The organism is Micromonospora kangleipakensis (genome assembly GCF_004217615.1).
In the GTDB taxonomy this organism is placed as follows: domain Bacteria; phylum Actinomycetota; class Actinomycetes; order Mycobacteriales; family Micromonosporaceae; genus Micromonospora; species Micromonospora kangleipakensis.
Genome location: NZ_SHLD01000001.1, coordinates 778,949 through 800,809, shown reverse-complemented (window position 1 = coordinate 800,809; position 21,861 = coordinate 778,949). Strand labels below are relative to the sequence as shown.

Below are 21,861 nucleotides of genomic sequence, written 5' to 3'. Positions count from 1 at the left end.
GGCGAGCCCGCCCCGCTCTTCTCCGACGCCACGCCCGAGCCCGCGACTCCGCCCCCGGGCGTGCCGGCCGTGCCGGCCGACGCGCCCTTCTCGGGTACGCCGTCCGGTACCGCGGATGAGCCGGCCCCGGCCGCGCCGGCGGGCTCGGCCGAGCCGGCCTTCTCCGGTACGCCGACCGACCCAGCCGATCCCGCCTTCGTCGACGTTCCGGTCGAGCCGGCCTTCGTCGACGTTCCGGCCGGCGCTGTCGATCCGGCGGCCGCCCTCGCGGATGCGACGGATGATTCTGCCGCTGTGGAGTCCGAGGGTTCCGACGAGCGCTCGTCGCCCGCCGAGGTGACGCTTCCGCCCGAGCTGGCGGAGGCAGCCCGTACCCTCTTCGGCGATCGGCTCGACCTCGCCGCCGCGTACGCCGAGCTGCTGGCGACGGACGGCGTGGTCCGCGGCCTGATCGGCCCCCGGGAGGCGCCCCGGATCTGGGAGCGGCATCTGCTCAACTGCGCCGCGATGGCCGAGCGGATCCCCGAGGGCGCGACCGTGCTCGACGTCGGCTCCGGCGCCGGACTGCCCGGCCTGGTGCTGGCGATCGCCCGGCCCGACCTGACCGTCACCCTGATCGAGCCGCTCGCCCGGCGCACCTCCTTCCTCATCGAAGCGGTGCAGCACCTGGGCCTGACCAGGATGGTGCGGGTCTTCCGGGGACGGGCGGACGAGGCGGCCGCCGGCTCGCGCGACATCGCGCCGCTCAGCGGTGACATCGTCACCGCCCGCGCGGTGGCCCCGCTGGACCGGCTCGCCGCCTGGTGCCTGCCGCTGGTCGTCCCCGGCGGCCGGCTGGTCGCACTGAAGGGTGCCACCGCGGCCGACGAGGTCGCCGAGCACGCCGAGGCGGTGACCCGGCTCGGTGGTGGGCAGCCGGAGGTGCACCGCTGCGGCGTGGGCGTGATCGAGCCACCCGCGACGGTGATTGAGGTGGTCCGGGAGCGGGTCGTCGGTCCGGTCCGCAAGAAGGCCGCCGCGAAGCGGTCGCGGGGCGGTCGTCGGGGTGGCCGCGGCGGCCGGGATCGCTGATTTTGCAACGGCTCCCGGCCGACCATTCCGTCGTTGGAAACGGTGCCAGGTAGCTGACCGACCAGAACCCGACGTGGACCCGCTGCGCCCGTCCACCGTAGGCTGGCCGCGCGTCGATAGTGTGGAACGGCGGTGCCGGATGGCACCGGACCCCGACCGTTCCCGCCGGGCCCTACGCCGCTCACTGTGAGCGCGGGTAGGGCCGATTGACGGGGTGCGGACCGACCATCCGGAGCGGGCAGGGATGACAGGTGCATGACGACGGCAGGTACGACGATCCACGGGTGACCGGGCCAGAGGGACGACCCTCTGCCGCCGATCCCGTTTCACGTGAAACCGGCGATCAGGGCTGGCCCGCGGGTGTGGAGTTCCGCGACCCGTCGCCCCGTCCGCCGGAGATTGATCCGGTGGTGCGCCGGGACGCTCCGTCCGTCGGTGGTCTCCACCCGACCTCCGGAGTACCGGCCAACCTGCCGCCTGTGGCGGCCGGGCCGCAGCCGACCTCGGGGGTACCGGCGAACCTGCCGCCCATGCGGGAAGCGCCCGAGCCGACGGGCGGTCCGGTCAACGCACCCGGCTCGCGGTCGGTCCCGGCTCCGCGGAACGCCGGTGCCTCCGCCCGCTTCGAGCCGTCTGCCGCCGTACCCGCGGCGCCGGTGCCCCAGCAGCCGACGCCGCACGCGGCGCCGGATGCGGGTGCCGCGACGGTGGTCCCGTCCGACCCGCCGCCGGCCGCCGGCTATGGAGCCGAGGCCGCCCCGAGCACGTACGTTTCACGTGAAACCCCGACGCGCGAAGAGGATGACCCACCGTTGGCTATGGAGGCTATGCGCGCCGTGCAGATCCTGAATCCCAGTGGCGAGGTGACCATGCCTCGGCCGGACCGGACCCGGGTCATGGGCGTCGCGAACCAGAAGGGCGGCGTGGGTAAGACCACGACCACGGTGAACCTGGCGGTGGCGCTGGCCCTGCACGGCAACCGGGTGCTCGTGGTCGACCTGGACCCGCAGGGCAACGCCTCCACCGGACTCAACGTCCCGCACCACACCGGCATCCCCGACGTCTACGACTGCCTGATCGACGGCGTGCCGCTGGAGGAGGTCGCCCAGGCCGTCGAGGGCATCCCGAACCTGTGGTGCGTACCGGCCACCATCGACCTGGCCGGCGCCGAGATCGAGCTGGTCTCCGTCGTCGCCCGGGAGTCCCGGCTGGCCCGGGCCATCGCCGCCTACCCCGGCCACTTCGACTACGTCTTCATCGACTGCCCGCCCTCGCTCGGTCTGCTGACCGTCAACGCGCTGGTGGCCGCGCAGGAGGTGCTGATCCCGATCCAGTGCGAGTACTACGCCCTGGAGGGCCTCAACCAGCTGATCAACAACATCAACCTGGTTCGCCAGCACCTCAACCCGAAGCTCGAGGTCTCCACCATCCTGCTCACCATGTACGACCGCCGTACCCGGCTGGCCGACGCGGTGGAGCAGGACGTCCGGAACCACTTCGGCGACAAGGTGCTCCAGGCCGTGATCCCGCGGAACGTGCGGGTCTCCGAGGCGCCGAGCTACGGGCAGTCCGTGATGACCTACGATCCCGGTTCGCGGGGGGCGACGAGCTACTTCGAAGCCGCCCAGGAGATCGCCGAACGCGGGGTCAAGGAGCCGGTGAGCCGGAATGCGTAGTGCGGAGAAGTCGCTGGGAGGCGTCGCATGAAGAACCGTCCTCGCGGCGGTCTGGGCCGAGGGCTCGGGGCGCTGATCCCGACCGCCCCACTGGAGCCGGCCGTTCCGGCGGCCGGTGATTCCGAGGCCGTTGCCCCGCCTTCGGTGGGAACTGCCGTGCCGACGCCCTCGGCGACGATCGCCCCCGTGGCGGAGCCCGGGCCACAGCTCAGCCCGGTCCCGGGTGCCCGGTTCGCCGAGATCCCGGTCGACGCGATCGTGCCGAACCCCAAACAGCCGCGTCAGGTCTTCGACGAGGAGGCGCTGGAGGAGCTGAAGACCTCGATCCAGGAGGTCGGGTTCCTTCAGCCGATCGTCGTACGCCAGCTCGACGGCGAGAAGTACGAACTCGTCATGGGTGAGCGGCGCTGGCGGGCGGCCCAGGCGGTTGGCCGGGAGAGCATCCCGGCCATCGTCCGGGACACCAAGGACGACGCGATGCTCCGGGACGCGCTGCTGGAGAACATCCACCGCGCCAACCTGAACCCGCTGGAAGAGGCGGCCGCGTATCAGCAGCTGCTGGAGGAGTTCGGCGCCACCCACGAGGAGCTGGCCCGCCGCATCGGCCGGAGCCGGCCGCAGATCTCCAACACCATCCGCCTGATGAACCTCCCGGCGCAGGTGCAGCGGCGGGTCGCCGCCGGCGTGCTCTCCGCCGGCCACGCCCGGGCGCTGCTCAGCCTGGACGACGCCGAGGCCCAGGAACAGCTCGCGCTGCGGATCGTCGCCGAGGGGATCTCGGTGCGGGCGACCGAGGAGCTCGTGGCCCTGGCGTTGGCCGACGGGCCGGCGAAGACCCCGGCCGCGAAGCGCCGACCCAAGCCGCACGCCCCGGCACTGACCGACCTGGCCGACCGGCTTTCCGACCGCTTCGACACCCGGGTGAAGGTCGACATCGGCCGGAGCAAGGGAAAGATCACCATTGAGTTCGCCACGGTCGACGACCTGGAGCGGATCGTGGGCATCATCGGCGTCGGGCAGGAAGAGCAGCCCGAGGAGTAAGCCCGTCTTCCCGGCCTCGGCCGCGTGGTCCTGCGCCAGGACCACGCGGCCGATCCGTTCGTACGGGGCCGTTGCCCGGTGCCCGACCGCCTCAGAGCTCTCAGCGGGGTCAGCGGGACCGGCCTGCTCCCCGGCTCCGGGATCACCCTCGCGGTGGCCGCACCGAGCCGCTGAGGGCCCTTTCCGCCCGAGCTGTGCCGCGCTCCTTCCGCCCTCTCCTGTGCCGCGGCGGGTGGCGCTCGGTCCAGCCGAGCTCTTTCGTCGCCTGACCCGCGTCCCGCCATCGGCCTGTCCGAGCTCCTATCGAGCGCCGTTTCACGTGAAACGCTGTTCCGGCTGGTGCAGTTCTGCGCCGATCGGCGCGACGGCGATCAGGATGAGGGGATGCCCCACGGCCTGGCGCAGTGTTGGGGCCCCCTGGCTCGCGCCCCACCACCGGAGGAACTCCCGGGCCGACCGAGACGGCGGTACAGAGAGCTCGGCCAGGGGCCCAAGGGCTAGGGCTGCGAGGCGAAGGGGCCAGGCGTGCAGGCAGCCCGCCGGGCAGCCACCGGCGGGTGTGGTCCGACGCGCACTGGCCGGGACACGGGGTCAGGGGCACGGGGTCGGGCCGCGTGGGCAATCCAGTGCGAGCGACGAGTCGTGCCGAGGAGGCACGGATCGGTCTCGTTGCTGGCCGGCGTCCCGCGCCTAGTCGACTGGCGACAGCAGTCCGCCATGCGCATCGAGGCCATGAAGTGGGACGCCGAATCAGGCTGCGGGGCCGCTTCAAGCGGCTCGCCGGTGCCCGCCGATCGGGCCCGCCCGTGGCACGGCCCCGCCCGAACCCGCATCGCCCGCTGGTTTCACGTGAAACGCACCGCCCCGCCCGCTCACCGCCGGCGTGCCTCAGCCCCCGCTCAGACGCCGGCGCAGCCCACCTCCGCTCACGCCCCGGCGTGCCCACACCTCCCGGCCCTCGCTCCCCGGTGCGCCCGGCAGCACCCGTTCGGGTGCTTCAAGATCGATCACGCCCGCGACGAGTACGCCCACCACCCTTCCGGACCGCTCGGAAAGGTGCGACCCGAGGCGGTGCCGATCCCGGGCTGGCTCGTTAGGAAGAGAGGGCTGAGCGGGAGGCGCGGCAGGGACAGAGAACAGCCGTCCGACGCCGGCTAAGTTATCCACAGCGGTTTTCCACAGGCACCCCCCGTTTCACGTGAAACCACGCTGAGAAACATGTGCTGACCTGTGGATGACGCGGCGTGCTGGCGATCTCAGCGGCCTGTGGACAACGTGGTGGACGGGGACTGCGCGATGCCGGGTGTGGCCGTCGAGCCAACCCCTGGCTGATCGACGAAGAGCGCTGCGTGTCCAGGCGATGACCGGTGAATCGGGTAGGGACAGGGGTCCCTGTCTCGGTTAGGGTCAGCGTCGTGCAGGACACCCCTCCCTCAGTTCCGGACTTCACCCAGTGGCCCTCCTTCCCCTTCGAGGGCGACCTCCGCGTCAAGCAGCTCGACGAACCGGTCCCGGTCGAACCTCCCCGTCGCGGTGAGGAAGATCGGGAATGCACCGCCTGCAACGCCCAAGACGAGGCCTACATCTGGGTGGGCGAGCGGTGGCGGGTGCGGACGATGGATCGCCCCACCGGCCTGCCGATGGTGCTGATCCTGGAGTCGCGGTCGCATCTCGACCTCGGCGACCTGCCCAACCTGCTCGCCGCCGAGCTGGGGGTGATGACCGTACGCCTCGAGCGCGCCATCCGGTCCCTCGACGGCGTCGCCCGGGTTCACGTGAACCGCTGGGGCGACGGCTCGGCGCACCTGCACATGTGGTTCCTCGCGCGGCCGTACGGGCGGCTCCAGCTGCGCGGCACGTTCCTCTCGCTCTGGGACTCGATCCTGCCGCCGATCTCCGAGGCGCGGTGGCGGGAGAACCTCGCCATGGTCGCCGCCTGGCTGGCCGAGTTCGGCGGTCGTCCGCTGGCCGAGCCGCCGCGCATCCAGTGGCAGGCGCCGTCGAGCCTCTCCGCGGTGCCGGCGCCGGACGCCGCCGCCGGCGAGGAGGAGGCCGTCTCCGTCATCGAGGCGGCCGAGGAGATCCCGGAGCCGGAGAGCGGTACCGACGAGGACCTGAAGAGCGGAGCCGACGAGAAGTCGGAGAGCGGAGCCGACGAGAAGTCGGAGAGCGGCTCCCACGCGAGCTGAAACCGGGGCCGACCCGGCTCGCCGCGAGTCGGGTCGGTCGCTGTCAGAGCGGTACCGGATCTCCGGGACGCCAGGTCTCCGTGGGGAGGCCAGCGGTCAGGGGCGGCGGGCCGCGGCCCGGGTCACCAGCGACCCGAGCACCCGGCCGAAGTCCAGGCCGGCCGCCTGGATGGCCAGCGGCAGCAGCGAGGTCTCCGTCATCCCCGGGGAGACGTTGACCTCCAGCACGTGCGGCTGCCCCGAGGCGTCGACGATCAGGTCGACCCGGGAGAGGTCACGCAGGCCGAGGGCGGTGTGCGCGGCGAGCGCCACCTCGGCCACCCGCTCGGTCACCTCCGGGTCGAGCCGGGCCGGGGCGTGCCAGGTGGTCCGGCCGGCGGTGTAGCGGGCGGCGTAGTCGTAGACGCCGTTCCGGGGAACGATCTCCACCGGGGGGAGCGCCTGCGGGCCCTCGCCGAGGTCGAGCACCGACACTGCCACGTCCATGCCGGGCACGTAGCGTTCGACCAGCGCCGTCTGGTCGTACGCGAAGCAGCCCACCATCGCGGCCGGGAGCGACGCGGCATCTCGGACCACCGCGGCGCCCAGGCCGGAGCCGCCCTGCGCGGGCTTGACCATCAGCGGCAGGCCGAGCCGGTCGGCGATCCGGTCCAGCACCGCCACCGCGCCCAGCTCCGAGAAGCGGTCGTGCGGCAGGGCCACCCAGTCCGGGGTGGGGATGCCGGCCTCGCGGAGGACCGCCTTCGCGGACGGCTTGTCCCAGGCGAGCCGGGAGGCACGGGCGTCACAGCCGACGTACGGGACGTCGCAGAGGTCGAGCACGCCCCGCAGCGAGCCGTCCTCGCCGGTGGCGCCGTGCAGGGCGATCACCACCGCGTCCGGCGGGTCGGCCGCCAGGGCCGGGAGCAGGGCCACGTCGGCGTCCCGCAGCTCGGCCTCCACGCCGACGGCCCGCAGCGCGTCGAGCACCCGCCGGCCGGAGCGGAGGGAGACGTCCCGCTCGTAGGAGAGCCCACCGGCGAGCACCAGGACGTGCAGTTCGGCGGTGACGGCGGGATCGGTCACGAGATTCCCGGCAGCGGAGGTGACAGCCATGCGGGAATCATGCCAAGTCGGGACCCGGCGCGTCGGAGCCGCCCTGCCGGCGACGCACGCCGGACCCGCCGACCGTGCCGAAGACCCGGCGCATGGCGATGTCCTGCTCCATCACACCGGCCAGCCGGCGGACGCCCTCGCGGATCCGCTCCGGCGGCGGAAAGGAGAAGTTGAGCCGCATGTTGCCGCCGCCCGCGCCGTCGGCGTAGAAGCCGGTGCCGGGCACGTACGCCACCCGGGCGGCGATGGCCCGCGGCATCATCGCCTTCGAGTCGAGGCCGTCGGGGAGGGTCGTCCAGACGAAGAGGCCGCCGCCGGGGGTGGTCCAGGTGGTACCGGCCGGCATCAGGTCCGCCAGCGCGTCGAGCATCGCGTCGCGGCGCTCCCGGTAGACCTCCCGGTACACCTTCAGCTGCTCCCGCCACGGCATCGTGCCGAGGTACGTGGAGACGGCCGCCTGGGCGTACCCGCTGGGGCAGAGGATCTGCGCCTCGCTGGCGATGACCAGCTTGTCGCGGACCGCGTGCGGGGCCAGGATCCACCCCACCCGCAGGCCGGGGGCGAAGGTCTTGGAGAAGGTGCTCAGGTAGAAGACCCCGTGCCGGCGGCGGGCCCGCAGCGGCGCGGGGGCCTCGTCCTCGAAACCGAGCTGGCCGTACGGGTCGTCCTCCACCACCAGCAGGCCGGCGCGCTCGCAGATGTCGAGCACCCGTTCGCGGCGTTCCTCGCTGAGAGTCACGCCGGTCGGGTTCTGGTAGGTCGGGATGGTGTAGAGGAACTTCACCCGCCGCCCGGCCCGGGCCAGGTCGGCGATGGCCGCCTCCAGCGCCTCCGGGATCAGCCCGTCGCCGTCCATCGGCACGTGCACGACCTGGGCCTGGGCGGCCTGGAACACCCCGAGCGCCCCGACGTAGGTCGGGCCCTCGGCGAGCACCACATCACCCGGGTCGAGGAAGAGCCGGGCCACGAGATCCAGCGCCTGCTGGCCGCCGACGGTCACCACCACGTCCTCCGGCGAGGCGCCGCAGGCCGCGTCGATGCCCGAGAGGGCCATCACCTCGCAGATCCGCTCGCGCAGCTCCAGCGTGCCCTGGCCGACGCCGTACTGCAGGGTGGTGGCGCCGTGTTCCGAGCCGAGCCGGCCGAGCATCTCACCGACCGCGTCGAGGGGCAGCGCCGCGATGTAGGGGGCCCCACCGGCGAGCGAGACGACCTCCGGCCGGCTGGCCACCGCGAAGAGCGCCCGGATCTCGGAGGCGGTCATCCCCCGGACCCGGCGGGCGTACCGGTCGGTGTAGTCGTCGAGCGTCGTGCCGGTCATGACATCACCTCGATCGGGTTCGGCGGGGCTGCCGCCCGGTGTGGTACCCGCGATGCCGACGACCATGGCGGCGCGGGGCCGGTTGGTCGATGGTAGTCCGTGCCGGCCCGCACGGGCGTGGTGACATGAGGCTGCGTCCACATCCCGGACCGGCCGCACCGGCTCGGGGGGCATTCGCGCGTCCCCTCCCGTACGGTCGGGTAGCGGCGTACGATCGCTCGTCGGGGGCAGTAAGCGGTGGCGGACCGCGGTGTTCTCACCTCTGAGCCTAGTTGTGGGGTGCGCTGATGTCGCGACGTCTGGTCAGTCTGACCCTCGACACGCTGGAGGATCTGCCCCGCCCGTGCCGGCAGTGCGTCTACTGGGAGTTGGACCCGGTCTCCGCCGACCGGGCGTGCGCCGCTGGCGACCCCGGGCTGGAGAAGGAGGCCTGGGTCTCCCAGACGCTGCTGGAGTGGGGTTCCTGCGGCAAGCTCGCGTACGTCGACGGGATGCCCGCCGGCTTCGTCACGTACGCCCCGCCGGCGTACGTCCCGCGCTCGATGGCCTTCCCCACCTCGCCGGTCTCCGCGGACGCCGCGCTGCTGATTACCGCCAACGTGGTCTCCGCCTTCGCCGGCGGCGGGCTGGGCCGGATGCTCGTCCAGGGCGTCGCCCGGGACCTGACCAAGCGCGGCATCAAGGCGATCGAGGCGTTCGGGGACGCCAAGTTCGGCGACGGGGCCGACCCCACCCGGGCCTGCGTCGCGCCGGCCGACTTCTTCCTGTCGGTGGGCTTCAAGACGGTCCGCCCGCATCCGCGCTACCCGCGGCTGCGGCTGGAGCTGCGCACCGCGCTGAGCTGGAAGTCCGACGTCGAGTACGCGCTGGAGAAGCTGCTCGGCTCGATGAGCCCGGAGACCCTGCTGCGCCCGGTGCGCCCCGCCCCGGCCACCCGGTCCAGCGGCGTCTGAGGACGCCTCAGTCGACCAGGGTGCCGGCGGCCACCACGGCGCGCAGCTCGCTCACGTCGATCGAGCCGGTCGGCACGTCCCGCTCGATCGGGAAGTACATCCGCTGCACCGCGGCGACGATCGCCTCGACCACCCGGTCCCGGAACCGCGGGTCGACCAGCCGGCTGCGGTCCTCCGGGGAGGTCAGGTAGCCGACCTCGACCCGTACCGCCGGCATCCTGGTCAGCCGCAGCAGGTCCCACGTCTTGGCGTGGGTACGGCAGTCCCGCAGCCCGGTCCGGGCCACGATCTCCCGCTGCACCAGGCCGGCGAGGCGTTCCCCGGTGGCCGAGGTGACGCCGTTGTCGGTGCCGTAGTGGTAGGTCGCCACCCCGTTCGCCGCCGGGTTGGCGTGGCCGTCGGTGTGCAGCGAGATGAAGACGTCGGCGCCGAGCGAGTTCGCGAGCTGCGCCCGGTCGGCGTCGGGGAGGCAGGTCTCCGGGGCCGGGCCGCGGGTGAGCTGCACCCGTACCCCGGCCGCGGCGAGCCGGCCCTCCAGCCGGCTGGCCAGGTCGTGGACGAGGTCCGCCTCGGTCCAGCGCAGCGGGCCGTCCGGGACCACCATTCCCGGGTCGGTGCCGCCGTGCCCGGGGTCGAGAACCACGGTCCGGCCGACCAGCGTCGGTCCGGCCTGCCGGATCGCGTCCGACTCGCGCAGCCACTGCGGGCGCCCGCCGACCACCTTCCGGCCGAGGCGGCGCAGCGCGTTCATGGTGTGCGGGCCGCAGGAGCCGTCCGGCTTGAGCCCCATCTCGCGCTGGAACTGGGCGACCGCGCGGGAGGTGCGGATGCCGTAGATGGCGTCGGCGCGGCCCACGTCGTACCCCATCTCCAGGAGGCGTTCCTGGAGCGAGCGGACGTCCTCGCCGATCAGCGGCTCCGGCACGGCGTGGTAGAGCGTGCGGGCGCCGAGCCGCCAGCGGGCCGCGTCCAGCGCCTGCCAGGTCTCCGTGCCCACCCGGCCGTCCACGCTCAGGCCGCGGGACTGCTGGAACGCCCGGACGGCGCGTTCGGTCGCCACGTCGAACTCGTCGCCGTGACCGCCGGACGGGAGCAGCTCCAGGCCGGTGAGGACGGTACGGATCTCCGTCACCGCGGGTCCCCGGTCACCGGGTCGGATCGGACGCACGCACGACCCCCTCTGCGCGGATGCTGGTCGGCCGGCTCCGCGTCGCACGAGGCGAGACTCTGCGGATGCCTACGGAGCGTACCGTGACCGGTCACCGGCCGACTCCGGGTTCGGGCAGGTCAGCGGCGGCTACGGGTGGGCGTCGACGGAAAGCGGGAACCCCCGGGCCCGGGGTCGGGCACGGGGGTTCCGCGGTCGGTCGGGGTTCGGTCAGAGCGCCGACTCGATGAGCTTGACCAGCTCGCCCTTCGGCTTGGCGCCGGCGATGGACTGCACCGGCTCGCCGTTCTTGAAGACGGTGAGGGTCGGCACGGACATCACCCGGTAGGCCCGGGCGGTCTCGGGGTTCTCGTCGATGTTGAGCTTGACGATGGTGACCTGGTCACCCATCTCGCCCGCGATCTCTTCCAGCAGCGGCGACACCTTGCGGCACGGCCCGCACCACTCCGCCCAGAAGTCCACCAGAACCGGCTTGTCGGACTTCAGCACGTCGCTAGCGAAGCTCGCGTCGGTGACCGCCTTGGTTGCTCCCACTATGAACCCCTCCTCCGGGAACTGTTTCTGAAAATGTTTCAGCCTTGCAGGGTGGCGATGAAGCGCTCGGCGTCCAGGGCCGCGGCGCAGCCCGTACCGGCCGCCGTGATCGCCTGCCGGTAGGTGTGGTCGACCACGTCGCCGGCGGCGAAGACACCCGGGATGCTGGTCCGGGTGCTCGGCGCCTGCACCTTCACGTATCCCTCGTCGTCGAGTTCCACCTGCCCGCGGAAGAGCTCACTGCGCGGGTCGTGGCCGATCGCCACGAAGACGCCGGTCACGTCCAGCACCTTGATGTCGCCGGTGTGCACGTTGCGGACCCGGACCCCGCTGACCTTGCCGTCCTCGCCGAGGATCTCCTCGACGGTGGAGTTCCACTCGACCTTGATCTTGTCGTTGCCGAGCGCCCGGCCGGCCATGATCTTGCTGGCCCGGAACGAGTCGCGGCGGTGGATGATGGTGACGGAGTCCGCGAACCGGGTCAGGAAGCTGGCCTCCTCCATCGCCGAGTCACCACCGCCGACCACGACGATGTGCTGGTTGCGGAAGAAGAAGCCGTCACAGGTCGCGCAGGACGACACACCGTGGCCCAGGTACTCCTGCTCGCCCGGCACGCCCAGCGGACGCCAGGCGGAGCCGGTGGAGAGGATCACGGCCTTCGCCCGGTACGCGGTCTCGCCCACCCAGACGGTGCTGGTGGCGCCGGTGCCGGTGTCGCCGGTGTCCTTCAGCTCGACCCGGGTGACGTCGTCGGTCAGGAACTCGGCGCCGAACCGCTCGGCCTGCTTGCGCATGTTGTCCATCAGCTCGGGGCCGAGGATGCCGTCCGCGAAGCCGGGGAAGTTCTCCACCTCGGTGGTCGTCATCAGCGCGCCGCCGGACTGCACGCCCTCGATGACGAGCGGCTTGAGGTTGGCGCGCGCGGCATAGACCGCCGCCGTGTAACCGGCCGGCCCGGAGCCGATGATGATCAGGTTGCGGACCTCGTCCACTGCCGTCTCCCGATGTGTGTGTTCGTCATCCGTTCCGGCCGCTCTGCCGCCGGGACGATGTCGATCCGAGTGCCGACGGCTCAGCGGCGTCGGCGCCTGACTTGCAGAACGTCATCGTACGAAGCGGCGATTCCCGAACCGGTGATCCGGTGGGTCACGTCACGTGGAACGGCAGCCGCCGATGACCGCGAACTCACCCTACCCGCGTTCGGAACCGGGTGTCCGCGCCGGACCCGGGCACGCCGCACTCCGGCCCGCTCACCCACGCCCAGCGGGCGCCGCCCGCGTCGACGAAGGTCACGACCAGCGCCGGCCGCCCCTGGAACGACGCGTAGTCGACCAGATCCACGGCCACCGCCCCACCCCCGTGCTCCGCGGTGATCTCCCGCAGGCAGGCGTCCAGCGCGTCCCGGCCGCTGAGCCGGTCGAGCCCGCCGGCGGCGGAGAGCCGCTGGTCCTCCGGTGCCGCCGCGCCGGTCTCCCGGGCGCTGCTGCCCGCCGCCGGGGGAACCTTCGGCGGGCTCACGCCGGACAACTGCTCCGGGGTGTAGTCCGTGCCGCTGCGACGCGGCGGGCCGGTCGTCCGGAACGGCTCCGCCGCCAGCGGGCCGGGCGCACCGGCGTTCTCGCCGCGGTCGGCCGTCACCGCCGTGTCGGTCCGGGTGGCGACCAGCTGGTTGAGGCCCAGCCCGACGGCACCGACCGAGGCCGCCGCGAGGACGACCGGACCGGCGATCCGGGCCCAGCGCCGTGGCCCGCGCCCCGGCCCGGTGCCGCCGCCCGGACCGTCGGCCGGGCGGACCGCCCGGCCGGTGTGCCGGTGGCCGGGCGTTTGCGCCGGGACGGCGCTCGGCCCGGCGCCGGAATGCCCGCCCGACCGGATCCTGCGGCCGTCGGCCGGCGCCGCGTCGCCGACCGGTGCGGCCGACGTCGGCACGTTCACCGGCCCGGCGGTGTCGAGCGCGTCGGGGGAGGCCAGCTCCGCGGCGTCGCGCGGGCCGGCGGAGGTCAGCTCCGCGGCGTCGGTCGGCGTGGGGGCCGGTCCGGCGCCGGCCAGCACCGCGGCGATCCGGTCCGCGACGGCCAGTGGCATGTCGGGTACGGCAGCGGTCGCCCAGTCGGCCAGGTCGGCCCGGACCAGCTCCACCGCCGGCGCCAGCGCGGCGTACGCCCCGGCCCACGCCGGGTCCTCCGCGATCAGGCGGGCGACCCTGACCTGCTCCGGGGTGCCGTCCAGCGCCCCGCCGACGTAGTCGGCGAGCAGGTCGTGGTCGACCTCGCTGAACTTCCCGGCGGTCACGTCTCCTCCTCGTTCGCGGTCCGGGACCATCCCGGCGCCGATTCGACGCCCTCCGGCGGTCGCGGGTTCCCCGCAGTGACGCGCGGCATGTCGGCGGCCGTCCGGCCAACCGGGCGCGGCACCGGCGGCGGGGTGTCGACACCCGTCCGCAGGTGACCGAGGCGGGTGGCCAGCCGGGCGCGGCCCCGGGCGCAGCGGCTCTTGACCGTCCCCTCGGCGACGCCGAGGATGCGGGCCACCTCGGCCACCGGATAACCCTGCACGTCCACCAGGATCAGCGCGGCGCGCTGCTCGACCGGCAGCTCGGCCAGGGCCTGCCGCACCACCAGCGCGGTGTCGTGGTCCCGGACCGGAGCGGCCGGCTCGACCCCGCCGGTGTGCCGGCCGGGCTCGCCGTCGGTGTGCACGCCGTCGGGCAGCGGGACCGTGGCGTGCGCCTGACGCCGGCGGATGCGGTCCAGGCAGGCGTTCACCACGATCCGGTGCAGCCAGGTGGTCACCGCGGAGTCACCCCGGAAGCGGGCCGCCGCGCGGTGCGCGGAGAGCAGGGCGTCCTGGAGGGCGTCGGCGGCCTCCTCCCGGTCGCCGAGCGTACGCAGCGCCACCGCCCAGAGCCGGTCCCGGTGCCGGTGAAACAGCTCGGTGAAGGCGTCCCGGTCGCCGGCCACGTGGGCGCGGAGCAGCTCGATGTCGGTCGTCCCGGCGCCCGGTCCGGCGCGGGTCGGCACGGCCACCGGTGCGCCGCCCGCCGGCCCGCCGGCCTCTCCCTCGCCGCGGTCGTCCATCACCACGTCCGGCGGGAGTGGTGCCCGGACAGCGGCGGCCGGTTCACGACCCCTGGACGGTGATCTCCTGGACACCGATCTTGTAGCCCCGGTCGTTCGAGGGCAGCTCGGTGAGCCAGAAGAGCAGGTAGCGGTACTTCTTGTCCGGGTCGAAGCCGTTGCTGAAGATCAGCGTGCTGCCAGGGGCGGGCCTGAAGCCGTCACCGATCTGCGTCTTCACCGTCACGTACTCGTTGTACAGCTTCTTGTCGCCGGAGGAGCTGGAGCCCGGGTCGGTGGTGCCGGTGTAGAGCTGGGCGGTGGCGCCGCTGGCGGAGAGGACGGCCTTCACCGACTTGACCGTGTGCTCGGAGCCGAGGTCGATCCAGACCCCCATGCCCTTCTTGAGCCCGCCGAACTTCGGCCCGTTGTAGGTGTCGGTCTCCCAGCCCTCGTCCTCGCTGCCGTCGATCACCTTCTCGGCGTCGCTCAGCTCGTCCCGGCTCTTACTGTCCGGGTCGATGATCCGGACGTCCTCCACGGCCAGCTTGCGCGCGGCGGCGGCGGGCTGGGTGGGCTGGTCGGGTGGCGCGCTGCTGGACGGGCGGGCCACCGGCTCCGTCTTCGGGTCCTTGTCGTCGCCGCCCAGCGCGCTGATCCCGATGAGCAGGCCGACCAGGGCCACCGCGAGCAGCCCGGCGATGCCGAAGGCCACCTTGCGGCCACCGGCGGCGGCCAGCGGCGACGGCTCCTCCTCGGTGTCCGCCGTGAAGCGCAGCGGGCCGGCCTGGGCCAGGAAGTGCTCGTCGGCGGGGATGTCCAGCCGGCCCAGCTCGGCCGCGAGCACGTCCGAGGAGGTCGGGGCGATCTCCGGGTCGAGCAGGTCCATGGTCAGGTCGTCGAGGTAGGCGGGCACCCCGGCCCGGACCTGACGGGGGGCGGCGATCGAGCCGCCGGCGTCGCGTACGGCGTCCGGGAGGGCGGCCCGGCCGTGCCCGGCGGTGGCGCCGTGCAGCGGCGCCTCCCCGTGCGGCCAGTGCCCGGTCAGGGCGAAGTAGAGCACCCCGCCGACCGCCCGGATGTCGTTCTCCTGGCTGTCCGCGCCGTCGGTCCGCGCGTCGGCCAGTACCACCCGGCCGTCGTCGCTGATCATCACGGTGCCGGGGTGGACGTTGCCGTGCACCATGCCGGTCGCGTGCACCGCGGCGAGGGCGCTGGCGACGGCGTTGCCGATGGCGGTCGCCCGGGCCGGGTCCAGCGGCCCGTCGACGGTGACGAGCTCGCGCAGGGACTGGCCGTCCACCCACTCGCGGACCACGTACGCCCGGTCCGCCTCGTCGATCGCGTCGTAGACGCCGACCAGGTTGGGGTGGATGACCCGGCTGGCCGCGACGGCGGCCTGAAGCATTTCGGTGGCGGAGTCGCCACCCGGGTAGCGGAGGACCACCGCGACGGGACGGCGCAGCACGACGTCGACCCCGCGCCAGACCAGCCGGCCCGCGCTGTCGTTGTTGATGTGCTCGACCAGCTCGTACCGATCGGCAAGGATCTCACCGGCCGTGGGAGCACCGAAGGTCATGACCGGCGGAGCAGTCTCCTCCGCCTCCTGACCCTCGCCGACCTGGGTCACCCGTCCTCCCTCGGTGATCGTGTCGATCGATGGACCCGTGCTGCTGGGCATGTGGCTTCCCGCTCTGCCTTCGAAGGAACCGGCAGACCGGTGCCGACGCCCACGTCGGGACCTGCCGTACCCGTCGAGTGCGACCTTACCCGGGATGCCCGGTTCTCCGACATGTCATCTTCCCGCCGCGGCCGGTGGGGCACCAGCCACGGGCTGCCCGGTCCGGTTGCGACCGTTGTCAGCCACGTTGCTGGTACATGCACCAGCCAATCTAGAGGTTGACCGCAAGTAGTCGACGTAGGGGCGCACCGCGTGTGGCGACCTGCCGCAGCCCGGCCGAATTCCCCCCGATCGGCCCTGCACCCTCATCCGTACGGATGGTTGTCCACAGGCCGAGAGGGTGGTTGAGCGGGGAAACGCTGAGTTATCCACAGTCGCATCCCCAGGCTGATGATCCTCGTTCACGGTGCGTGGCCAACGGCCCGGGCGCCGGTGGACCGGGGCGGGCGGGGTCAGCGGCCGAGGCGGCGGCGGACCATCCCGACCACCTCGGTGATCTCGCCGATCCGGAGCGCCATGGCCAGCGCCAGGTACGTCCCGCCGATCACCGCGCCACCCACCACCAGCTGGACGACCGCCGCGAACCAGCTGAGGTCGGCCGGGTCGCCGGGGAGCAGCGCGACCACGATCAGGCCGACCGCGGCGGCGCCGAGCGCGGCCAGGACGACCCGGCCCATGGTCCGCATGATGCCGCCGAGCCCGATCCGGCCCACCCGGGGCCGCAGCAGCAGCGCGGAGATCACCGCGGCGGCCACGTACGAGATGGCGTTGCCGAGCATCATGCCGGCCGCCGCGAAGGTGGCGGAGAAGGCGAGGAAGAGCCCGATCTGGAGGAGCACCCGCAGCGCCACCACCGGAATGTTGATCAGGGCCGGGGTGCGGGTGTCCGGCAGCGCGTAGAAGGCGAAGGTGAAGAGCTGGCTGATCGCGAAGGGCACCAGCCCCACCGCCGCGACCAGCAGGACGGTCGAGGTGGCGGTCGCGTTCTCGCCGGTGAAGGCGCCGTAGCGGAACACCACCACGGAGATCGGGCCGGCCAGCACGGCGTAGCAGACCGCGATCGGGGCGAGCACCGCGGTGACCATCCGGGTGCCGCGCGACAGGTCGGCGGTCACGTCGCGGAACCGGCCGTCGGCGGCGGCGGCGCTCATCCGCGGCATCAGCGCGGTGATGATCGAGACGGCGATGATGCCGTGCGCCATCATCAGCAGCAGGAAGACGTTGTTGTAGATCAGGATGCCGGCGTTGTCCTCCCCGGCGGCCCGGGTGAGCAGGTTGACCACCACGAAGAGGCCGAGCTGGTTGACCGCCACGTAGCAGAACATCCAGGTGCCGAGCTTGGCCAGCTCGCGCAGCCCCAGCTCACGGAAGTCGAAGCGCCACTTCCACCGGAAGCCCACCTTGCGCAGCGCCGGCAGCAGACCGGCGGCCTGGACCGCCACACCGAGCAGGGTGCCGCCGCCGAGCAGCAGAATCCGGCCCCAGCCCAGCTCGGCGGGCTGGAGGTTCCGCGCACCGAAGGTCACGATGTACAGGCCGAAGGTGGCGATGACCACCAGGTTGTTCAGGATCGGTGCCCACATCGGGGCGGCGAAGTGGCCCCGGGTGTTGAGCACCGCGGCGATCAGCGCGCTGACGCCCGTGAAGAAGAGCATCGGCAGCATCAGGTAGGACAGGTTGTTGACCAGCCCGGTGTAGTCGCCGCCCTTGCCGCTGGCGTAGAGCGCGGTCAGCACCGGCGCGAGGACCACCGCGATCAGCGCCGCGGCGGCCAGCGAGATCACCGCCAGGGTGAGCAGCCGCTGCGCGTACGCCTCGCCCTTGTCCGCGTCGACCTTGCGCCGACGGACCAGCACCGGGATCAGCACGCTGGTCAGCACCCCGCCGAGCAGGAACTCGTACACCTGGTTCGGCAGGAACTGCGCGGTCGTGTACGCATTGCCGATCAGGTTGCCCAGGGCCGCCCCGACCATCAGGTTGCGGATGAAGCCCGTACCCCGGCTGACCAGGCTGCCGATCGCCATCACCGCGCTGTTCGCCGCGGCGCTGGCCTCCCCGACCTGCTCCGGCGGCGGCGCGGTGGCCTCCACCGCCGGCTGGTTGAGCGGCTCGGCCGAGATGAAGGTGGCCTCGTCCGTGGGAGGCACCGCGCCGTCCGGCGTGGCGTTCGCGCTGCGGTAGAGCCCGCCGCTCATGTCCAGCCTCCCAGGGGGTACGTCGGGGCCGGGCACCGTCCCGACGGTCAGAACCTTAGTCAACCTGTACCTCTTACCCGCGCCCGGCGGCGGAGTTCCCGGGCCGGACCGATAGGCTGGCGATCCCATGTCCGAAGCCTCCGCATCCCACGCCGCCGACCGCCGCGACCTCACCGCCGCGCAGCGCAACGCCGTCGCCGAGCTGCTCCGCGTCTCGCCGGTCGCCGACGAGCTCGGCCGCCGGTTCGCCGCGGCCGGCCACGAACTGCACCTGGTGGGCGGTTCGGTGCGGGACGCGCTGCTCGGTCGGCTCGGCGAGGACCTGGACTTCTGCACCGACGCGCACCCCGACCAGACGCTGCGGATCATCAAGGGCTGGGCCGAGTCGATCTGGGAGACCGGTCGGGAGTTCGGCACCATCGGCGCCCAGCACGACGGCCTCCGCCTGGAGATCACCACCTTCCGCGCCGAGGCGTACGACCAGGTCAGCCGCAACCCGATCGTCGAGTACGGGACCAGCCTCGAAGACGACCTCAAGCGGCGGGACTTCACCATCAACGCGATGGCGGTGAGCCTCCCCGACCACCGGTTCACCGACCCGCACGGCGGCCTGGCCGACCTCGCCGCCAAGGTCATCCGTACCCCGGGGACGCCCCGGCAGTCGTTCGGCGACGACCCGCTGCGGATGCTGCGGGCGGCCCGGTTCGTCGCTCAGCTCCGCTTCGCCGTCCACCCGGACGTCCGGGAGGCGATGAGCCGGATGGCCGCCGACCTGGACCGGATCACCGCCGAGCGGATCCGGGACGAGTTCACCAAGCTGCTCTGCGGTGCGGACCCGATCACCGGGCTGCGGCTGCTGGTCGACACCGGGCTGGCCGAGCGGTTCCTGCCCGAGCTGACCGGGCTGAAGCTGACGATCGATGAGCACGCCCAGCACAAGGACGTCTACGAGCACACCCTCACCGTGGTCGAGAACGCCATGTCGATGGAGGAGGACGGCTGCGACTTCGTGCTGCGGATGGCCGCACTGACGCACGACGTCGGCAAGCCGGCCACCAAGGCGATCGGCCCGGACGGGCGGGTCAGCTTCCACCACCACGAGGTGGTCGGCGCCCGGCTGACCAAGGCCCGGATGAAGGCCATGCGGTACCCGAAGGACGTCACCTCGAAGGTGGTCGCCCTGGTCGCGCTGCACCTGCGCTTCTACGGGTACGGCCGGGGCGAGTGGACCGACTCGGCGGTGCGCCGGTACGTCGCGGACGCCGGTGACCTGCTGCCCCGGCTGCACAAGCTGACCCGGTCGGACTGCACCACCCGCAACCGGCGCAAGGCGGCCGCGCTGGCCGCCGACTACGACGCGCTGGAGGAGCGGATCGCCCGGATCGCCGCCGAGGAGGACCTGGCCCGGGTCCGTCCGGACCTGGACGGCAACGCGATCATGGAGCTGCTCGGCGTACCGCCGGGGCCGGTGGTGGGCAGGGCCTGGCAGCACCTGAAGGAGCTGCGCCTGGAGCGCGGCCCGCTGGACCGCGACGAGGCCGAGGCCGAGCTGCGGCGCTGGGCCCGGGAGCAGGGCGTCCTCGACTGAGCGCGTCGCACCGGCGTAGGACGACACGCCGCCGTATCGACCGAACGGTTGACGCGCCCGGCGGTGATCTTCCCGCATGATGGACCGGCGTCCATCGGCCTGCTGACCGATCTGTCGCAGGCCGCGCCGATCGCCCGTCGCCCACAACCGGGGACGGCCGCTGATCCACGGGGAGAACACTCAAGTGCTACGCCGCTCCGCGCTGGTGGGGCTCGCCCTCGCCTCCGCGACCACCCTCGCCTGGGTCGCCACCGGCGGTCCGGCGGCCGCCGCTCCGACCGCCCCGCACAAGGTGCGGACCGCCGACGCCTCCGAGGCCGTACCGGGCCGCTACATCGTCGTCCTCAAGGACCGCAAGGCGTCGGCGCGGACCGTCCGGGCCACCGCCGCGTCGCTCGCCGACCGCGCCGGCGGGTCGGTCGGGCAGGTCTTCAGCAGCGCTCTGCGGGGCTGGTCGGCGCGGATGACCGAGGCGCAGGCGGCCCGGTTGGCCGCCGACCCGGACGTCGCGTACGTCGAGCAGGTGCGCCGCTTCTCCATCGCCGGCACGCAGAGCAGCCCGCCCTCCTGGGGCCTGGACCGGATCGACCAGACCACGCCGGTGCTCAACAAGGCGTACGGCTATCCGGGCACCGCGGCCGACGTGACCGCGTACATCGTGGACACCGGCATCGACATCGGCCACCGGGACTTCGGCGGCCGGGCCAGCTACGGCTACGACTTCGTGGACGACGACGCCGTCGCCGACGACTGCAACGGGCACGGCACGCACGTGGCCGGCACGGTCGGCGGCGGAACGTACGGCGTGGCGAAGGACGTGAAGCTGGTCGCGGTCCGGGTGCTCGACTGCATGGGCGAAGGGGGTACCAGCGACAAGCTGGTCGCCGCCATCGACTGGGTGACCGCGCACGCGGCCGAGCCGGCCGTGGTGAACATGAGCCTCGGCTTCGGCGTCGGCGTGCAGTCGGTGGACGACGCGGTCAACCGCTCCATCGCCGCCGGCCTCACGTACGCGGTCGCGTCCGGCAACGACGATCGCGACGCCTGCCTCGCCTCCCCGGCCCGGGTCCCCGGGGCCATCACCGTCGGCGCCACCGACCATCTCGACTTCCGCGCCTGGTTCTCCAACTACGGCTCCTGCGTGGACGTCTTCGCCCCGGGCGTCAACATCACCTCGGCGATCGGCGAGGCCGACGGCACGGCCGTGGAGAGCGGCACCTCGATGGCGTCGCCGCACGTCGCCGGCGCCGCCGCGCTGATCCTCTCGGCGCATCCGGACTGGACCCCGCAGCAGGTCCGCGACGAGATCGTCACCAGCGGCATCTCCGGCGCGGTGCACGACGCGCGGAGTTCGGTGAACCGCCTGCTGCACGTCGGGCCCCGCCAGCCGGCCCGCGCCTCGTATGGCCTCAAGGCGCGGATCAACGGCAAGCTGGTGACGGCGGAGAGCGCCGGCACCCTGCCGCTGGTCGCCCGCTCCACCGCCCTCGGGCCGTGGGAGAAGTTCGACGTGGTCGACACGGGTGACGGCTTCGTCGCCCTGCTCGCCAAGGCCAACGGCAGGTACGTCACCGCGCCGGCCTCGGGCACCTCGCCGCTGATCGCCAGCAGGACGAGCATCGGTGCCGCCGAGAAGTTCACCCTCGTGCAGAACACCGACGGCAGCGTCAGCCTCAAGGCGAACTCCAACGGCAAGTACGTGATGGCGGAGAACTACGGCAAGTCGCCGTTGATCGCCAAGGCGGCCAGCATCGGGAGCTGGGAGCGGTTCGAGTTCGCCGCGCCGGCCCCGACGGTCAGCATCAAGGCGTCCGCGAACGGCAAGTACGTGATGGCGGAGAGCGCCGGCAACCTGCCGTTGATCGCCCAGGCCGCCGCGGTGGGCACCTGGGAGCGGTTCGAGCTGGTCGACCTGGGCAACGGCTACGTGGCCCTGCGGGCGAAGATCAACAACAAGTTCGTCACCGCCGAGAACGCCGGCGCGGCCGCGCTGAAGGCCCGCGCCACCAGCGTCGGGGCGTGGGAGAAGCTCTGGGTGCTCGACTACAACACCGACGGCACGCTCTGGCTCGCCGCCGACGTCAACGGCAAGGTCGTCTGCGCGGACAGCTACGGCAACAAGCCGCTGATCGCCAACCGGACGATCAACTGGTCGAGCCCCACGCTCGGCCTGGGCGGCTGGGAGCGGTTCACCGTCACCGCTATCGCGCCCTGACGGATTCGACGACGCCCGCCGGGTCGACCCGGCGGGCGTCGTCGTCCCGCTCGACCACGTCAACGGGGAGACAAGTTC

15 protein-coding genes and 1 pseudogene are annotated in these 21,861 nt (G+C 72.8%); 7 read left to right on the top strand and 9 right to left on the bottom strand.

Features of this window, described 5'->3' with window-relative positions:
• The first annotated feature begins 294 nt into the window (after positions 1-294).
• From rsmG to EV384_RS03855, 4 genes and pseudogenes are all read left to right on the top strand, one after another.
• Positions 295-1,071 carry a 16S rRNA (guanine(527)-N(7))-methyltransferase RsmG gene (gene rsmG, locus EV384_RS34660; protein WP_207232552.1) on the top strand — a complete coding sequence of 259 codons (777 nt, stop codon included), beginning with the start codon at positions 295-297 and terminating at the stop codon, positions 1,069-1,071.
• Between the two features lie 530 nt (positions 1,072-1,601).
• Positions 1,602-2,747: a ParA family protein gene (locus EV384_RS37005; RefSeq protein WP_423202883.1), complete on the top strand. Its 1,146-nt coding sequence runs from the start codon at positions 1,602-1,604 to the stop codon at positions 2,745-2,747.
• A 27-nt stretch (positions 2,748-2,774) separates the two neighbouring features.
• On the top strand, positions 2,775-3,788 hold the full coding sequence (locus EV384_RS03860; protein WP_130330188.1) for a ParB/RepB/Spo0J family partition protein: 1,014 nt from the start codon (positions 2,775-2,777) through the stop codon (positions 3,786-3,788).
• A 1,415-nt stretch (positions 3,789-5,203) separates the two neighbouring features.
• A pseudogene (locus EV384_RS03855) lies at positions 5,204-5,953 on the top strand (hypothetical protein); the annotation flags it as partial.
• A gap of 120 nt (positions 5,954-6,073) precedes the next feature.
• On the opposite strand, the gene EV384_RS03850 reads toward EV384_RS03855, so the two are convergent.
• Complete coding sequence (locus EV384_RS03850; protein WP_130330184.1) at positions 6,074-7,072, bottom strand: D-alanine--D-alanine ligase family protein; 999 nt, start codon at positions 7,070-7,072, stop codon at positions 6,074-6,076.
• A gap of 7 nt (positions 7,073-7,079) precedes the next feature.
• A complete protein-coding gene (locus EV384_RS03845) occupies positions 7,080-8,393 on the bottom strand; it encodes an aminotransferase-like domain-containing protein (protein ID WP_130330182.1) in 1,314 nt (437 codons plus the stop codon).
• Positions 8,394-8,680: 287 nt separating this feature from the next.
• Here EV384_RS03845 and EV384_RS03840 point away from each other — a divergent pair, with 287 nt between their 5' ends.
• A complete protein-coding gene (locus EV384_RS03840) occupies positions 8,681-9,346 on the top strand; it encodes a GNAT family N-acetyltransferase (RefSeq protein ID WP_130330180.1) in 666 nt (221 codons plus the stop codon).
• Positions 9,347-9,353: 7 nt separating this feature from the next.
• Here EV384_RS03840 and EV384_RS03835 read toward each other — a convergent pair whose 3' ends face one another.
• The 7 genes from EV384_RS03835 to murJ all read right to left on the bottom strand — a co-directional run bounded on the left by EV384_RS03835 (position 9,354) and on the right by murJ (position 17,980).
• On the bottom strand, positions 9,354-10,514 hold the full coding sequence (locus EV384_RS03835) for an N-acetylmuramoyl-L-alanine amidase (RefSeq protein WP_130330178.1): 1,161 nt from the start codon (positions 10,512-10,514) through the stop codon (positions 9,354-9,356).
• A gap of 210 nt (positions 10,515-10,724) precedes the next feature.
• Positions 10,725-11,048, bottom strand: a complete 324-nt coding sequence (gene trxA / locus EV384_RS03830; RefSeq protein ID WP_091199733.1) for a thioredoxin — start codon at positions 11,046-11,048, stop codon at positions 10,725-10,727.
• A gap of 38 nt (positions 11,049-11,086) precedes the next feature.
• The gene (trxB, locus tag EV384_RS03825; RefSeq protein WP_130330176.1) at positions 11,087-12,040 is read right to left on the bottom strand and encodes a thioredoxin-disulfide reductase; all 954 of its coding nucleotides are present in this window, start codon (positions 12,038-12,040) and stop codon (positions 11,087-11,089) included.
• 193 nt (positions 12,041-12,233) lie between these two features.
• On the bottom strand, positions 12,234-13,340 hold the full coding sequence (locus EV384_RS03820) for a hypothetical protein (protein ID WP_130330174.1): 1,107 nt from the start codon (positions 13,338-13,340) through the stop codon (positions 12,234-12,236).
• Positions 13,337-14,125, bottom strand: coding sequence for an RNA polymerase sigma factor SigM (gene sigM / locus EV384_RS03815; RefSeq protein WP_242623928.1), 789 nt, complete (start codon positions 14,123-14,125; stop codon positions 13,337-13,339). The genes EV384_RS03820 and sigM overlap by 4 nt, the downstream gene beginning before the upstream one ends.
• 43 nt (positions 14,126-14,168) lie before the next feature.
• The gene (locus EV384_RS03810) at positions 14,169-15,785 is read right to left on the bottom strand and encodes a protein kinase family protein (RefSeq protein ID WP_130330172.1); all 1,617 of its coding nucleotides are present in this window, start codon (positions 15,783-15,785) and stop codon (positions 14,169-14,171) included.
• Between the two features lie 452 nt (positions 15,786-16,237).
• Positions 16,238-17,980 carry a murein biosynthesis integral membrane protein MurJ gene (murJ, locus tag EV384_RS03805; protein ID WP_130330170.1) on the bottom strand — a complete coding sequence of 581 codons (1,743 nt, stop codon included), beginning with the start codon at positions 17,978-17,980 and terminating at the stop codon, positions 16,238-16,240.
• A 127-nt stretch (positions 17,981-18,107) separates the two neighbouring features.
• Between murJ and EV384_RS03800 the strand changes: the two genes are divergently transcribed.
• A complete protein-coding gene (locus EV384_RS03800; RefSeq protein WP_130330168.1) occupies positions 18,108-19,568 on the top strand; it encodes a CCA tRNA nucleotidyltransferase in 1,461 nt (486 codons plus the stop codon).
• A 184-nt stretch (positions 19,569-19,752) separates the two neighbouring features.
• Positions 19,753-21,783 carry a S8 family serine peptidase gene (locus EV384_RS03795; protein WP_130330166.1) on the top strand — a complete coding sequence of 677 codons (2,031 nt, stop codon included), beginning with the start codon at positions 19,753-19,755 and terminating at the stop codon, positions 21,781-21,783.
• Positions 21,784-21,861: the final 78 nt, after the last annotated feature.